12 protein-coding genes are annotated in these 16,136 nt (G+C 52.4%); 11 read left to right on the forward strand and 1 reads right to left on the reverse strand.

The window, feature by feature from the left end:
* The first annotated feature begins 104 nt into the window (after positions 1–104).
* From AArc1_RS18560 to AArc1_RS17510, 11 genes are all read left to right on the forward strand, one after another.
* Positions 105–2,096: a hypothetical protein gene (locus AArc1_RS18560; protein ID WP_133412367.1), complete on the forward strand. Its 1,992-nt coding sequence runs from the start codon at positions 105–107 to the stop codon at positions 2,094–2,096.
* A 5-nt stretch (positions 2,097–2,101) separates the two neighbouring features.
* Complete coding sequence (locus tag AArc1_RS17450; RefSeq protein ID WP_117365550.1) at positions 2,102–3,085, forward strand: hypothetical protein; 984 nt, start codon at positions 2,102–2,104, stop codon at positions 3,083–3,085.
* Between the two features lie 35 nt (positions 3,086–3,120).
* Positions 3,121–3,792 carry a DUF6339 family protein gene (locus tag AArc1_RS17455; protein ID WP_117365551.1) on the forward strand — a complete coding sequence of 224 codons (672 nt, stop codon included), beginning with the start codon at positions 3,121–3,123 and terminating at the stop codon, positions 3,790–3,792.
* Between the two features lie 261 nt (positions 3,793–4,053).
* Complete coding sequence (locus tag AArc1_RS17460) at positions 4,054–4,830, forward strand: hypothetical protein (RefSeq protein WP_117365552.1); 777 nt, start codon at positions 4,054–4,056, stop codon at positions 4,828–4,830.
* A gap of 1,660 nt (positions 4,831–6,490) precedes the next feature.
* Positions 6,491–8,377 carry a hypothetical protein gene (locus AArc1_RS17470; protein WP_133412368.1) on the forward strand — a complete coding sequence of 629 codons (1,887 nt, stop codon included), beginning with the start codon at positions 6,491–6,493 and terminating at the stop codon, positions 8,375–8,377.
* The gene (locus AArc1_RS17475; RefSeq protein WP_117365555.1) at positions 8,377–9,444 is read left to right on the forward strand and encodes a hypothetical protein; all 1,068 of its coding nucleotides are present in this window, start codon (positions 8,377–8,379) and stop codon (positions 9,442–9,444) included. Before AArc1_RS17470 ends, AArc1_RS17475 begins: the two co-directional genes overlap by 1 nt.
* A gap of 31 nt (positions 9,445–9,475) precedes the next feature.
* Positions 9,476–10,225 carry a DUF6339 family protein gene (locus AArc1_RS17480; RefSeq protein WP_133412369.1) on the forward strand — a complete coding sequence of 250 codons (750 nt, stop codon included), beginning with the start codon at positions 9,476–9,478 and terminating at the stop codon, positions 10,223–10,225.
* Positions 10,226–11,497: 1,272 nt separating this feature from the next.
* Positions 11,498–11,887, forward strand: coding sequence for a DUF7344 domain-containing protein (locus tag AArc1_RS19790; protein ID WP_449289240.1), 390 nt, complete (start codon positions 11,498–11,500; stop codon positions 11,885–11,887).
* An 86-nt stretch (positions 11,888–11,973) separates the two neighbouring features.
* The gene (locus tag AArc1_RS17500) at positions 11,974–13,074 is read left to right on the forward strand and encodes a CRISPR-associated protein Cas4 (RefSeq protein ID WP_117365560.1); all 1,101 of its coding nucleotides are present in this window, start codon (positions 11,974–11,976) and stop codon (positions 13,072–13,074) included.
* Between the two features lies 1 nt (position 13,075).
* Positions 13,076–14,017 carry a recombinase family protein gene (locus tag AArc1_RS17505; RefSeq protein WP_117365561.1) on the forward strand — a complete coding sequence of 314 codons (942 nt, stop codon included), beginning with the start codon at positions 13,076–13,078 and terminating at the stop codon, positions 14,015–14,017.
* The gene (locus AArc1_RS17510; protein ID WP_133412370.1) at positions 14,017–14,814 is read left to right on the forward strand and encodes a transcription initiation factor IIB family protein; all 798 of its coding nucleotides are present in this window, start codon (positions 14,017–14,019) and stop codon (positions 14,812–14,814) included. The genes AArc1_RS17505 and AArc1_RS17510 overlap by 1 nt, the downstream gene beginning before the upstream one ends.
* Here the strand turns inward: AArc1_RS17510 and AArc1_RS17515 are convergent.
* Positions 14,779–16,125 carry a recombinase family protein gene (locus AArc1_RS17515; protein WP_117365563.1) on the reverse strand — a complete coding sequence of 449 codons (1,347 nt, stop codon included), beginning with the start codon at positions 16,123–16,125 and terminating at the stop codon, positions 14,779–14,781. The two genes, AArc1_RS17510 and AArc1_RS17515, sit on opposite strands and share 36 nt — an antisense overlap.
* Positions 16,126–16,136: the final 11 nt, after the last annotated feature.

Below are 16,136 nucleotides of genomic sequence, written 5' to 3' on the forward strand. Positions count from 1 at the left end.
TCTCGTTAGACATTACCCCCCCAATTTCCAAAGACAGTTGAGGTGAGCGGTGATGTTTTTACCAGTACATATTCATAGCTCCTCTATCAAATAGCATTTTACTGATGACAGATCCCATCTGGAAGTTCCCAGAGCAGAAATCGGGAATAACAGAGTATCACAAAAACCCAACAGAAAGTGCTCTGGATAGTACTCTTGAAACGTTTGTTCGTGAAGTCCTGCAAAACGCGAACGATCAAGGCATCTCCGAGGAAGAACCTGTCAAGGTTACGTTTGACTTTACCACACTTACAGGAAGCGAACTTGGGGAGTTTTTAAAGACGCTCATCTGGGAGGAACACGATGGGAGCCCAGAAGATCTCCGCTGGCATATAGAACGCGCAATCGAAAACGACCAGGCCCGTGACCCCGGGCTCAAACGCTTTCTTAATCATTTTGACGGCGACAGCCTCACCATCCTGACCATTCACGACGAACATACGACAGGCCTTCGAGGCAACGAGACAGACACAAAGGAGCCGTATGCTTCTCTTGTCAAAGACTTCGGCAGTACGAACAAACCGGGATCTAGTTCAGGCGGGAGCAAGGGCCTCGGTAAGACAGTCCTCTGGGCTTTTTCAGGCCTTTCGACAGTTCTGTTCAATTCGCATCCAGACTCCTTCCCCCCCGATGGTGGTGACGAGCCGCCACGGCTCGTCGGACGTACAATCGTCCCAGCACACACGGACAAGGATGAAACGACACACTACACGAACCACGGCTGGTATGGTCGAAACAACCCCGACCGAATTGATGACATTGGTCGTCCCAGCTCACTCTGGGGCGACCTCGACGACGCAGATAGACTTGCAGACACGCTTTCAGTAAGCCGACCGACCGACAACTACGGCACAAGCATCGGCGTTGTGGGTTTCCGCATTCCAGGCCGAGAGTCTGAGCCCGACATGGAAGAGTTAGCTGCCTCTTTCCGCCACGCGTCGGTGAAATACTTCTGGCCGGCGATGGTGCGAGACGAATTGGAAGTCCACGTCGAAACTCCAGACGGTACCCAAACGGAGGCGACACTTGACGATGCCCCCGGTGTCAAACCATACGTCAAGTGCTACAGCGAATACTTCGATATCACTGATACGGAACTGAGTGGGGCCGGCAGCTTTGCGAAACGAGAAGTCCCGATCGAAATCCCACGTGAAGATCCAGAAACGGTAGATGAGGACCCACATGATGGCTACCAAACTGCCGTTGACCTTGTCGTACGTCACCTCACCCCGGCGGATCGGACTGCTTTCGACGCGGACGATGATGATGAACTAGGAATTAACCATGTGGCGAGACTCCGTGGGGCGCAGATGGTAGTTGACTATGTTGACATGTCTCGGGCTGCTAACCGCGGCAAAGACTTCGTTGCAGTCATGGTTGCCGGCGAAGCACAGACGCGACCTGATGAGGACGTATCGGAAGCAGAAACGGCTCTTGAAAAGTTCCTCAAGAGGTCCGAACCCACACAACACGACGACTGGATTGGCTCTGACAACGACTATCTCAACGAACACTACATTGGAACCATCACAGCCGAAATTAACGCGTTAAAGGGTGAACGGCTGGAAGCTGTGATCAACGACATCGTTCAGGAGGATATCGATTCTGGTGACGAAGTGCCTGGAATGGATGACATCGCCCCGATCATGGATGGTCGAGACACCGATAACGGCGAGGACTCTGCCCTCAGCTGGGAAACTAGACCCGACGTCTGGATTGACGACGAGAGGTGGCAATTCTTCGCTAAAGGTGGCCCCAGCGACCCAGACCATGGCGGCTGGACACTCACCGTTAAACTCGTACGACTCGACAGTCAAGGACACGAAGGTGAATCGGTCCCGATTGACGAATTCGAAGTCGTCGAAGGAGAAGCCGACGACTCAGTTGATGCCGACGGAGTCGCCCATCTCGAAGCCGATGGGACGGCCGACCGTGTCGCATTCCAAGGAGGATCTATCCAACTAGACGGGTTCTCTCGGGACCCAGGGGAACTCTTTGATGTCGGCGAAGCCACCCAAACAAAAATTAAAATCAGTGCCGAAATCATGGAGGAGTAACTCGCATGACGTCCGACATCCGACGTGCGACTGCCAACGCCGACGACCTCCCTTATCGCTACCGAGAAGACGCGATAGATCTCCAGATTGGCGAGTACAGTGTTGACGAAACTGAACCTTCCGAACCGGAGACAGACGATACCACCCTGCCACTCTTTCGGTATCAGCCGTGGGATCGGGCAGAGCTCTCGCTGTCGCTGTCAATCTCTGACCGAGACTTGGACCACGTTTGTGAGGGCGACACCCCTTACGATGCCAAGCTGATCGTAGTCGTCGAATCGAAATCGACACACCTACGGTACGAAGTAGTGGTCGAGGACGAGCCACTAGCTGCTGGGACGTATGAGAAAACTATCGATCTTGAATCCCATCTCTTTCGTGACACAGTGACGCTGACCCCGCGGATCGTCACCTCTGACAGCGTATCTAGCGGATTACCGTTCGCCCCGAAAGGGGGTATGCGTATCGCAGGTGGTGACGTTTGGAAAATTCAAGTAGATGAACCCGAACAGAGTGGTACTGGTTACCCGTTCCGGTACAGAGACTTCTCCGATGGCGACTATCCAGAGGGTGCGGTCCATCTGCTCAAGAGCAACCCACGAGAACCTGCAGTTCTTGTCAACACTCTTAACCAGCCGATAGTGGACATACTGGAAACCAAGACGTTCTACAGCTTTGATTCCTATCTAAAGAACGTCATCAAGGCGGAATTAGGCACGTCAACCTGGATACAGCTCGTCGTTCATACGGCAACGACGATCGCCGAATCCGACGAGCCACAGTACGAATGGCAGGAGGGGTTGATCGAGGAGATCGGCCCGTACCTCTACGAGGGCTCATCGTACGATGAGGTAGTTGAAAACCTCGGTGAGGCTGTGTCCGAACCCGACGAACTTCGGAGCTTCATCCGTGAACTCAACATCGCCGTACAACTATATCTTGACCAAGCATCACAGCTCAACGACTTCATTAGCGACTTCAGACCATGACTGATATTCCACGACTCACGGATTCTGGCCGGGATATGGTAGAGGAGCACGACGAATTCACCTCTAGGGAGGAGGTACGCTCTCTGAGAGATGACTTAGAAGCCCATGTCGAATACGACCCGGTCCCTGAGGCTAATATTGATGTAGATGCGCTGAACGAGGCAATCGAACGCGCCACAACGGTCTTCAATCCAGATATCGACACCCAGCGTTCGGCGATGGATTCAGTACTTTCCCCACTTGTCCATCAGTATTACGAGATCCCACCACGTGTCGCGGGCCAAATCGGCGTCTGGCAATACCTTGCGCTTGTTGAATTCCCAGACTATGTTGTGACTCGTTGGCTTGGACATGGTGATCTCAAAGAGAAACTTCTAGGTGAACAAAACGACCTCTATTCGAATCAAATGGCACGTCTGTGGTGGGGTGCCCACTTAACCTACGACCGAGAAGCAGATCACTACTACGGCACCCATAAAATGTTCAATAAGCAACGGATTGCCAATTACGTTCTGGACAGCGAATTCAACCGTTGCCGGCCCGCTGTGCTTGCCTTTGTCGGCAAGCTGCACTCGGAATCTGGGACAACTATTGGCACTGTTGGACGGAGGTTTAACCAATCGCTCTCAACGTATCAAATGGACTCTCGAAGTCGCCAGGATTTCGAAGACCAATTAGATAGAATTCTTGATTTCGTCACCACATGAGTTCCTCGTTACATCTCAAAAACCCCGGCTATGCGCATTCTATCCAGTACAACCACCGAAAATCGTCATCCTACAAAAATTTCCCAACACAGCTGCGTAAATCAGACTACGCTTGAGTACCGGTTTAACATGGAGGCTTTAAATTGAGCCACTGTCTAAGCGCATAACAATGACACTCTACGCAGACTCTACACGGATGTGCTCTATGGGGATTCCTCTTAACGGCTCCCAGACCGCTGAACATGGTTCGGGTGGTCCTGCATGACTTCAAGCGAGGACAACTCAAGCGAATATCCACTCATCCTCCACTGTTTCGCAGACTACGGGACGGAATCAGAGATACTCAGCGACTTTGGAGACGTAATTCGTGTCGGAATTGATCCCAAAGACACGAACGAAAGTGCGCCGGTTAAAGCAGACGCCCATATCGAAAAAAAGGAGTGGGACCTACCGATTAAGGACGGTGTCACATTTGATCTCGGACTATTCCACCCGGTTTGCTCCAGGTGGGCCGCGACAACGAGTATCTCAGGGAATCCCGACGAGCACGAAAACATGATCCCGAGTGCGCGGATGCTCGCGGAGAAGTACTGCGACCACCACATTATTGAGAACGTCCCACGCGCCCCACTCAACGACCCTGTCGTGTTGAACGGACGGATGTTTGGCATGCCCATTGAGTATGAGCGTGCCTTCGAAACCTCTTTCAAAGTACCACAGCCCCCCCGTGAGAAGCAGCTCTTGACTACAGATGGATCATCTGATAAGGCCGAGACCTCGTCGTTCTTCTTCTCCGAACGTTCCAGAGAGTGGTGGGCGGCAGTTAAGAACTACCCCCCAGGGCCGTATCCGAAGGGCCACTTGGCGAAGAACGCGATTCCCGCGCCGTTCATTTATTACCTAGTTCGGATGTGGTTGATGGTGTATGAGGATGAGAAAGGTATCTCGGATGGGCGAGTGGACTACTCCGACTACAATGAGCGGATGGACACTAAGCGAAAAAGTGAGGATAATCGCCAGTTAGACGAGTTCCGATGAGAGATAAGGAGTGTTACGTGTATCTGGATCGGGGGTCTAAGACGTCGTACGTTGGCGATCCGTTCGTGGGGGTGCCGGTGTCTCGTAACATCGTTGAATCCGTCGCTACCCAGCGTTCCATTAAGGCTGATTCACTCGCAAGAGCGCTGCGAGAAGTACGAAATACGTCGGTGATTGACACTGAGACCCTGTTCACGGGATTCGACCCCCTTCCGATAGGACGGAGTGACGACGGGCTATTGTACGTGGTGGCCGAGGCGGACGGGTGTTGGGACGCGGCTGCTAGTAGAATCGGCCTCACCGAGGAGGGTCGTGACGCCGCAGCGACCGCTCACGACCGGCAGGTCGAAAAAGTGGTTGGAGATAGAGAAGAGGGAAGCGGTAGTGGGTTCGTCGTTTCGTGTTCCGAGTTTCCTGCAGACGCTATTGACAACATCGTAGCGGTAGCAGACAGGACCAGACTGACGAATCGGCAAGCGACGATATGGGTCCTCTCACAGTACGTCCCAGGTAGTGACGCAATCGCCCATATACTCTCGGTTCCAGAGTCAATCGTGCAGTCTGAACTCGCTACCGTTGACCGGACTACGCGACGGAGCGCGGCAGAGACACGAACTCTCGACGTCCCCGGACCGCTCACTCGCCTTGATCCGGAACCTCAATCCAGAACGTGGATGGGACTCAATTGGTCAAGGTGGTTCAACCTTCGAGACCGCAAAACGCTCCGAAAAGAATTGCCACGCCGTCCAGGCCTCTACCGAGTTCGACACTCAGAACTCCCGGGTTTGATGTACGTTGGGGAGTCGGGATCAGAAGGAGGCGTTCGACAGCGCGTAGGGCTCGGTCTATCCGCCGGGGTGAACGAATCGGATCAACAGACTGGAGACAAACATGGTGCTGCCCGTGCCCTTCGGCAAATCACTGAGACAACGGGGGGCAAGATGGAGGTTTCTGTCACGGTGCCCCCGATATCGTCGAATGGAAGACACCGGCGGGCAATTGAAGCAACCCTGGTGGCCATCTCGCGGCGAGAGACCGGTTGGACTCCGATGGTCCAACTGAACCGAGAGCCTACTGAGCACGCAACCGGCTCCCATGGCGAATTACATCATGAATTAATAAGCATCGCAGAACGGTCCTCGTATACCGTACCGTCGTGGCAGCCCTGGCGTGACGTGACCGACCCAAGATGGTTGGGACTCGACTGGACCGAGAGCCGTCCACTCTCTGAGCGAGACAGGATCGACAGTAGTGGAGTACATGCGTTTCGATTGTGGCGAGAGGATCAAACGGGGGAACAGTGGAGTCAAACGATCCAAGAGATGGGCACGACCGGATCGATATCAAGTCGGCTGTTCAAATTGCAGAACGAGTATGGAGGCGAGGTGCGTTTCTCTGTTGTCACCCTTGACGGGCTAAGCTCTGACACACAACATCGGTCGCGTGAACTCAGAGAAACCCGCTATGACCTCGTCGGCGCACACTACTTGGCCACTGGCATTCCCCCGAAGGCACAGTACTGACCCCACCAAGAAGCCACACCGGGCGCACACCGCACACATTTATGTCGGCTGCGGAGAGTTGTAGCAATCATGAACCGTAACATACACTTTTCCAACATATCTGCGGTCACGCCCGCCAGTGCTAGTGGGGTGTCGTGATGAGCGGTCAGTGGGGATTCACCACGTCTCGACCGACTGATGCCCGATACGGTGACGATGTCGCAAAATACGCGATGTCGCACGGTGAACCGGGGCTGAAGACGTTTGTTCGGGAGGTGTTACAAAACTCGAACGACGCACGGTTAGCCAACGATCAACCAGCACGGGTCACGTTCAGGCTGAAATCCTTACAAGGCGACGAGGCAATAGAGTACCTCAAAGCACTTGACATCGAGACGTGGTCCGAACACGCTAATTTGGCGACAGATACGGAGAGCGGTAAGCACATCGCTGAGGCGATCAAGCGCATAAAAGACGACGAGAAAATCCGTATTCTGACTATTGAGGACGAAAATACAGAGGGTCTACTCGGTGAGGAGAACGCCGACGAATCAAACTTCACCGCTCTAGTCCGCGACGTCCTGTTCAGCAGTAAATCGGGGGATACTGCCGGCGGGAGTTACGGTCTGGGGAAGGCTGTCCTCTGGCTGTACTCGGGCCTGTCACTTGTAATGTTCAACTCAACGCTGAGCGATTCCGACCCGAAAGATCAGTCCCCTCGACTGATCGGTCGGACGCGCTTGCCGACGCACAAGTCGGAGGATGGCGATACGGTGTACCAAGGACACGGTTGGTACGGTGGTCTGAACGACGAGGAGGGCGCAAGGCCGGAGTCCATCTGGGGAGAAGAGGCTGAATCGATAGCGGACGACCTCCAGTTGAGTCGTCCGGACGGACCGGGAACGAGCATCCAAGTTGTGGACTTCCGCGTACCTACAGCAGAAGAGCGCCTGAACGACGAAGAGTTAGCGGACCAGATCACGGAGATGGCAATCGAATGGTTCTGGCCCGCGATTTATCGTGGCAATCTGGAGGTAGCAGTCGAAGTAGAGGGTGAGACGAAGCAAGCAAGTATCGACGAGTACCCGCAATATGAACCGTTCACCAACTGTCTGGACAACCGTTCTAACTCGGTTGACCAACTGGCCGAACCCGGAGATGTCACGCAAGCGGCCATATCGATAGACGTCCCCGAGAAGAGCGACGGAAGTGGCGGTGCAGACGGCCAACTAGATTTGGTAGTTCGGCGTACGGATACGGGCGAGTATCAGCATCGAAACGAGGTAGCGTTCGTTCGAGGTGCGGGGATGGTTGTTGAGTATTACGACCGAGACCGAGTCGTCGTCGGGAATCAAGACTTCCACGCTGTCCTCCTCGGTGGGCGTGCGCGACCTTGGGGAACCGAGGGATGCCCACAAGATACAGACACTATCGTGGAGGAATTTTTGACCGCTGCGGAGCCACCTCAACATGATGAATGGGTGCGAACGGAGACACTGGCGAACACCTATTCTAGAGGATTCCGGACTGCAGTAGAGGGTATCAAGTCTGACGTGACCGAGGCGTTACGTGGACTCGTCGCACCCGACGTTAACAGAGGCGCGACTGGACCTCAGCGTCTGGGAAACCGGTTCAAAATCGGAAATGAATCACGAGGGGGTCATTCTGACCGTGAATCACCCAGTAGTCAGCGTGTCACCGGAAGCACAAACATCTCTTTTGACGAGGTGTACACACACTGGTCATTCAACGGTGAGGTGGAGCCTTTGAGCGACCGTAACGAGATCCGGGCAGTCACCGTCTCATTGGTTCGGATGGCAGAGGAGAGAGCGACATCGGATCGTCTTCCCGTACAGAACATCTCGTCAGATACGGCTGGGGTCTCAATATCGCTCCCGGAACAGAAGGGAGTCCAAGTAGGACGGCTGGAGCCCGTTCCTGGTACATCAAAGATATCCTTTGAAGGTGTCTCAAAAGAGGACCACAGACAAGTAGAGACCAGACTGAAAGTGTCAGTTGAAGTGGCAGAACGGAGGGGTGACTAATGGCGACTGTAAATGAGGGAGTTGAAGCAGCAGAACCAGAAGAAGAAAAAGACAACGTCCAGACAGGCAGCTTAGTCAGCCAGTCTCTCCCGCATGAGTACCAAGAAGATGCACTCGAATTTAGTGTTGAATCATTCCATCTGGATGGGGGTCCTCTCGGTGATAGAGGAGATCTTGACGAGGACGACCAGTTTCTATCGCTAGTAGACGAGGCTGACTGGAAGACTCTGGAGTTAGAAGGTACAGTTACCGTTGATCAGGATATCGTTGAGGATGTCTTCCCGTTTGACGAGTGGGAAGAGACGCCGGGTCGTCTCGCACTGGTGAAGGAGAACCCCCTCGCGATAAACCGAGACCGGCAGATACTGGCCGATTCTCCCTTTGATGGAGGGACCTACGAATTTACTCTGTGTATCAACCGTGACGACCATCGTGGACAAGTGAAAATCAAGCCGTTCCTCACCAGAACGAAGAAAGGCGGCTCTGGTGGGTCGAAACACGCGTCCAAGGTTGGTGCACGAGTCGCTGACGGGCTCTCGTGGGTCATCCGACTCGACGAGAGGGAGGATGGGGGAAGTCTTCTCATGCCGATCATAGAGGATTTCAGCGACTACGACAGCTTCCCTGACGAGAACCACATCCACCATCTCAGCCTGGAGGCACCTCGGAACCCACAGCTCTACCTGAACAGGGAACACCCACAGGTGGTCGAGGTTCTGAACAACACGGGGTCCACAGGTGGCCCACCACGGCTGCGTGACGTACTCTACGACTACATTGAACACTCCGTCTGGACGCAGCTACTGATACAGACGGCACACGACACAAGCCCCGACACCGGTGAGCCGGAGTACGGCTGGCAGGAAGACGTATTGGACATCTTTTTGGACGATTTGTACCCTAATCTCGGCGACGACGAGGCAGCGATCCAACTTGCTGAGGACGTTCGGAGTCACGCTGATCTCCCGGATCTTGTACAACGAATCGAACGTGCGGTACATCAGCAGTACAACATCCCATCCGACACGACGAATCTGATTGAGGAGGCGATCCAAAGTGACGACTGAGCTTTACCACCTCCAGAGTGCGGCCCATCCGATGATTGACAATCGATTCCTTGCGGGAGATCGTGAGCTCACGGAAGAGGATCTTCGTCCGTACTTACAACCGCTAGGTCGTTCCATAGACCTAAGTCCGATAGACGAGCGGATTGAGGAGATCCGTGCTGATAGCGAGATAGGTGCCCAGTCCTCACTAATTGACGCTGAGTTAGCGCCGACACTACACCGTGCTCTCGACCTGACGCGCAATGAGGCGGCAGATGCCGGGTTGTGGCATTACCTCTGTGTCGTTCGATTCCCGGAGTTCGTTCATTACCGGTGGGATCACGTCTATGATCCGGAGAGTCCAGGTAATATGGAAGAGAAGTTCTTAAAAGCCGGAACGGACGCCTACTCCAACGCATTGCACCGAATCTGGTGGGGTGCAGAGCTCACCTATGAGAAAGCTGAATCGGGAGATATCAAGGATCGGGACTACAGTAGAACAAAACGAGTCCTCGGTTTCCAGGAACTCGCCAATGATATTCTGGACCACGACTTTGCACGGTACATCCCCGTTACGCACGCCTGCGGTGATCTCCTCTGCCACGACACGCTGAACGAGATTAAGGAGGAGGGTACGTACAACAATCCACCGTCAAACAGTAACATTGTGAGCCGAACGACGACACTACTCCGGGAAGAACTGACGGTTCGACGTGTGGAGATGATGGAGGAAGACGACATTGTGGAGACAATAGAGGACCTGCGTGACGACGTGATGCGCCGAGAGGCTGGCTGGTCGTAGCACAGATTATCGAATTAAACGGCTCTGGTGAATCACTAGACGGCGGCGGCTTACCGTGTACCATCCTACCGCTTAAGGCGTCACGATGGTACAATCGCGACTGTACTTTTGAGAATTCTAGCGACGACGAACCGATTAACCGATCTCAGGACGACTTCAAGCCCCTTCACCCCGACGCAGTATGGCGATTCACCAAAGCCAATTAAACTATGGTGCCTCATTTATGTATCAATTGGTGAAAACAGCGTGCGACATCCAGAGCATGAACGCAGTAAATGGACACGATTTTCAATCGATTTATGATGAATTACCGGCAATAGAAATGTAAACGTAGCGGTGGACTAATGCAGCTTGTAAACTCAAAACGAATTAATGGAAAACATCCCGCAACCATCTCGTGATTCATACTCAGCCGGCGACCGAGTGATAATTTACGTCGGCTCTGATGATCCAGATTCTCGGTTTCACGGTGTAGTCTGCGAGGTAGTTGAAGTTCTTACCGATGATTTGGATTCGGAAACCGGTCGAACCACAGATGCATGCTTGTACACTCTCTGGGATGTGGAAACAGACGAGGAACTCCCAATATCATTTCGTCACCATGATTTAGTACCAGTTGAAGATGCTCAGTAGCTTACCTCAGTTAGGTGGTCTCCACCGTCGTAGAACAATCCAGATCTCGTAGGACATCGCGCCCAGTATTCAGTACAGCGCTACGGACTTTAATCTAAATTGATAGAATATATTGGTAAATAAATGTGGTGCTGTTTTGGATTATCCGTTAAAGTTGATTCTGGATAGGTGTCGGGAACTATTTTATACACAATCTGGATTGCGAATTTCACAGCGGATCAGAATTCGATGTGTGACCGGGATACCACCACACCATTCCTCGAGCACCAACTTTCTTACATTCAAGTACTCCCTCTTGCTCGAGTTTCTCCAGTCGATCTCGAACACCACGATGCGTGATATCAAAATTAGACGCAACTTCTGACGTAGTCAAAACGGGATCAGAACTCGAACGAAAGACGTCGAGGATGTCGTCATTAGTGACCGTCGGTTTCCGACCAGGTCCATCGCCCATTATGAAAATCCCTGGTCAGACCGTAGTTAGCCATTTATTCTCTTGAGAGAATTAATCTTTAATAGTTCTTTCAAAAGAACTAATTTGACCCAAGGGTTTGCAAACGTCTATGCAGGAACTCACCTGGAGAATCTCCTTCCGAGCACTGACGAGCCACTCGCTCGCGCACGACCAACGAATCCACTATGGGCCGTAACAACTGCGGTGGCGACTACCTCTCGAGGGTATATCACTCCCTCAGAGCGCCACGACGCCGTTACGTGATCGAATTGGTTGCTGATAGCGATGAGGACCTCTCGGTTCGAACTCTCGCTCGAGAGATCGCTGCTCGAGAGCAAGATGTCCCGTTGGAACGCGCGACCGGTGAACCGTATCGAAACGTGTACAATGCACTTTCTCAGACGCATCTATCGACCCTATCGGATGCTGACGTCATCATCTATGACTCCGAGCGCCAGACCGTAGCCGCAGGGCCGAACCTAGCGATCGCCCTTCTTCTGAGTAATCTTAATCAAGCCGCTCTCCGGACATTACAGAATCTCGAGTACGTAAATCCCGATGAATCCGACTCGTGAACACAATCGCCTGTTGATCAAGTGACCTCTTCGTGTGGTTCTCACCTGCATGGCTAACGATCAAACCATCAGCGAGGAGGACCACGATGAGCGAAGTAGGTAGTAGCGAAGAGGAGTCCCAGATGCCCGAGGCCAACCTGGTCGACGAGATTTCTGGAGAGCGATTTCGAGACTGGTATCGGAAAAGGGAGTTCAGAAAGAACATCGAAGACGGAAACCCGTATTTTAACGGTCCCTCGTCGGTCCCCTCCCCCAGAAAACACAGTCCAAGCCAACTACTGCAGTGTCACCGGAAAATCGCGTACCGACAGCACAACGCACCAGCAGAAAAATCGGACCCAGTGGGAATCTTCTGGTTCGGGTCCCGATTTGAAGAAGAGCTTGTGCAGGCCTTTCTCAAAGAAGCTGTGATCGATGATCACGAATACGTTACAAACTCACTCTGGGTCGATTTCACGGTCCAGACAGACGCTGGTGAGATCCAGATCAAAGGTGAAACGGACCCCGTAATCGTAGACTCAGACGGCAATCCATTGCTTCTGACAGAGATCAAGACCAAGCAAGCCGTAGACAACGTTCAATCGCCGAACAGACATCACCGGGCACAGGCGCATGCCTACATGAAGGGGCTGAGCGAGAAACACGACCGGAAAGTGACGGACGCAGTCGTCCTGTACGGAAGTCGAAAAACCCTTGATGTCAAATCGTTCCACATCGAATTCGATCCGTGGTTCTGGCGCAACACGGTCCTAGCTTGGGCGGAGACACATACGTCGTATCGGCTTGACGAGGAGTTGCCACCAGCAAATCCCGAGTACGGCTGGGAGTGTAACTTTTGTTCTTTTAGAGACCGGTGCGGTCGAGGGAGTGCAAGCTACGAGAGCATAGGCCCTGTAGGATTGCTCCCGCTCCATGAATACCCCCGAGAAGAGGCTATACGTCACCTGGAGAGTCATGGGAATGCAAAACTTACACCGACCCTATCAAATCGGTATCCAGAATTAGCGAGCAGATTCGAGGTCCACGATTGGCGATGTGAACGTTGCGATGCGACCTATCCACACGATTCAGTTGAATGGACCGGAGATCTTTCGGAGCCACCTCTCTGTCCCTCCTGTTGCGATTGCGGTGTGCCAGCTACACTGCGTGGAGACTCCATCCTCTCACAGGGGAAAGAGGGTGAATGAAATGGACGGGCCCCACATTCCGAAACGGGAGGGTTCGATTGCTCAAAGCGGCTCTGAAGATGAGTCAGAACTCGAAGCTGGGATCTATGCGAGAACTTCTTCTCCGTCTCAAAATTCAAAATACTCCATAGATGAACAGATCAACCGTTGCTGGGAACAGTGCGAGGCAGCTGGTTGGTCGGTTGAGTATGTGTTCTTCGATAAAGCAGAATCGGGTCGAGACGTCGATAGGCCACAGTTTCAGAAGATGCTGGAGCAAGCCGAAGCAGGTCGGATCGATGTCGTCGTCTTCTGGAAATTAGATCGGTTTTGTCGGTCGCTTGCGGATCTGGTTCGAATAGAAGACAAGTTGCGCTCCTGGGATGTTGCGCTACAGAGTGTAACGGAATATATCGACACGACATCTCCAGTTGGCCGGTTCAACTTCCGGAATCTTGCATCGGCTGCAGAACTGGAAAGCGATCTCACGAGCCAACGAGTCCAAATCGGCATGTATGGACTGGCCAAAGATCACAAGTGGCCGAACGACCATCCACCGCTCGGTTACGAGAAAACCAGCGATGGACGATTGGAGATTAACGACGAGGAAGCGGGTCTCGTTCGGAGGATTTTCCGAGTCTACCTTGAGGAGCGCTCCATGCCCCAGGTGGCCTATCTACTGAATGAGAAGGATCTCACGACGAAGAAAGGTGAGAAATGGTGTCGACAATCGGTAAGAACGGTACTTAGTAACGAGTTGTACGTCGGGAATTACGAGCTGGCAGATTTTAATGAATATGTAGAAGAATATCAAATTGTAAGCGAAGACTTGTTCGAAGCAGTCGTCGAGACTCGGTATCGGTTTCAAAATGCGAGTGACGAGATGGATCCACAGCGAAAGAAATCGAAAAGCGAGGAGATACTGAGTCACTTCAAGACAATGGTCAAGAGAGGTGATGGATAGTGGCCGAAACAACCTGCCCACAATGTGGTGGGCAAATAAAAGAGATGGATCCGAAGGTTGGTAGCTCGGTTTGCCAGAGTTGTGGATTAGTCGATCCAGAAACGGAAACCGAGCAGTCAGAGGTGGATAATAAAGAAGATGGATCGAATACCCCTGTACAAACAGAAACCTCATCGCTAAACGTGACGTGGGTAAGCGACGTCAACGTCAGGGATTCGTCTGACGAAAATATAGTAGAGCTACTCTTATTGCTTGACAGAGCCGCTCACCAGCTGAGGTTTTGCAGAGATAATCGAATTCGTGCGGCCGAACTGGTGATCTCTGGATGGGAAAACCGTCTCCTACAAGGCCGCAGTAAGGATGCCCTCGTAGGTGCATCCGTTTATTTGGCATCCCGAGAAAGTGAACGGCCTGTACCCGTCAGTATTATAGCAAAGGTCGTCGGTGAGAAGGAGGGACTGATCAATAATTCATATCGGGAACTGATCAAGACGTTAGAAATTGAGGTACCCGTTACCGGACCAGAGGCCTACACTCAGTATTTAGGAGAAGAGTTAGGAATTCAGGTTGGCCTCGTTCGGAAAGTTGAAGAATTTCTAGACTGTGAGACTGATATAAGCGGGAATCCAGCTGCTATCGCTGTTGGAGCACTTTACCTCACTGCCAGCGCTCATGGGCACGAGATAACACTAGCTGAAGCCGGAAAAGCGGCTGGCGTAGCTAAAGAAACAGTCTGGAGAAAAGTCAACGATCTCCGGAAATTAGAAGTCTGTGAGAGCTACCTGATTCAGACCTGATCCATCCTCATCGCTAATTTGATCTTCACGGGCTTGATCGGTGGGTGTATCTCCTGTCCACGTGAACTTGAGATCTGGCCGTTCAAATCCACGCCGATATTTGTCGGGAAGCAAATCGGTTCCAAACACGTTACCGCACCTCAAGCACGTGTACGAGTAATCCCAGTCTCCGCCCTCGTTCTGGTCAATCTCAAAGTGTTCAGTCTCGGGACAAGAGGGACACCGCAATGGGAGCGTGTCGTGTAGTTCATTGAACTCTTCCTGCGTGAGAAGGGGGCCTTGGTGGTCACAGTCTTGGCAGACGTAGTTTTTCAACTTCGTTTCCCAGCGCTCAATATCTCCATTATGCTGTAGATCACCGCCGCATTTTCTGCACTGTGTGTCTATGCTGTCGATCAGAGTCAGGACGTACTCTTCGCCATATTGCTTTGCAGCTCGCTCTACAGGTTTAGGAACCGCTCGAGTACCTGTTGAAACTGAACTCCGTCTATCAAGGATTTCTTGGACTGCATTGAAGACATCTAGACCAATGACTGCAAGCTGTGGGTTCTCCTTGATAACCTCGCCTTCGAGTGTTAGTTGGCCCAGACACAGACGGCTTTGAAGGAGTGTTTTCAGTTGAGAGTCACTTACTGTACGTTCATATCGGTCATTAATTATCCGTTTTACTTCCGCCCGGTTTTGCTTTTGCCGATACAACTCGAAGATTTCAGGAATGATCTCTTCACCCTGCTCGGTTAACAAAACGTAATCATTATCATCTTTGTAGTAACCGAAAGGCGGCTGTCCGAAAGGCCACTTTCCTTGCTCAAGTTTTCCAATCTGGCCGTCACGCGCATTGTCACGGATTCGCTGATACCATTCCCGTGAGAAAACGACCTGGCGAACTAACATCTGGAAGTCGTAAAGATCATCCCAGTCGAAGTAGCCGTGTGTGCCTGCGTAGAGGATGACGTCGGCTTCCTTCAACCGTTTCAGATATTCGAAACTCTCCCATGGATCCGCCCGAGTAAGACGATCAAGTTTCGAGACGCCAACAATATCAATCTCGCCTTTCTCTGCAAGAGCTGCAATTTCTTCTAACGATTCCCTTTTTACGGTAGCTGCTGACTCGGCGACTTCCACTTCTTTCCGAACATCTCCGTCAACTCTTTTGACTTCATTCTCAAGGTTGTTGAGTTGCCTCTCGGTGCTCTGTCCGGCCATTTGGGGACCAGTGCTTACGCGCGAAAGGAGCGCCCACCGGTCGCCATCCACCTTATCACGTCGCAAGAGACCTAGCAATAGAGGAAAGAAAATGGCACTCTCCATGAGCAGGAATT

Source organism: Natrarchaeobaculum sulfurireducens (assembly GCF_003430825.1).
Classification (GTDB): Archaea; Halobacteriota; Halobacteria; order Halobacteriales; family Natrialbaceae; genus Natrarchaeobaculum; species Natrarchaeobaculum sulfurireducens.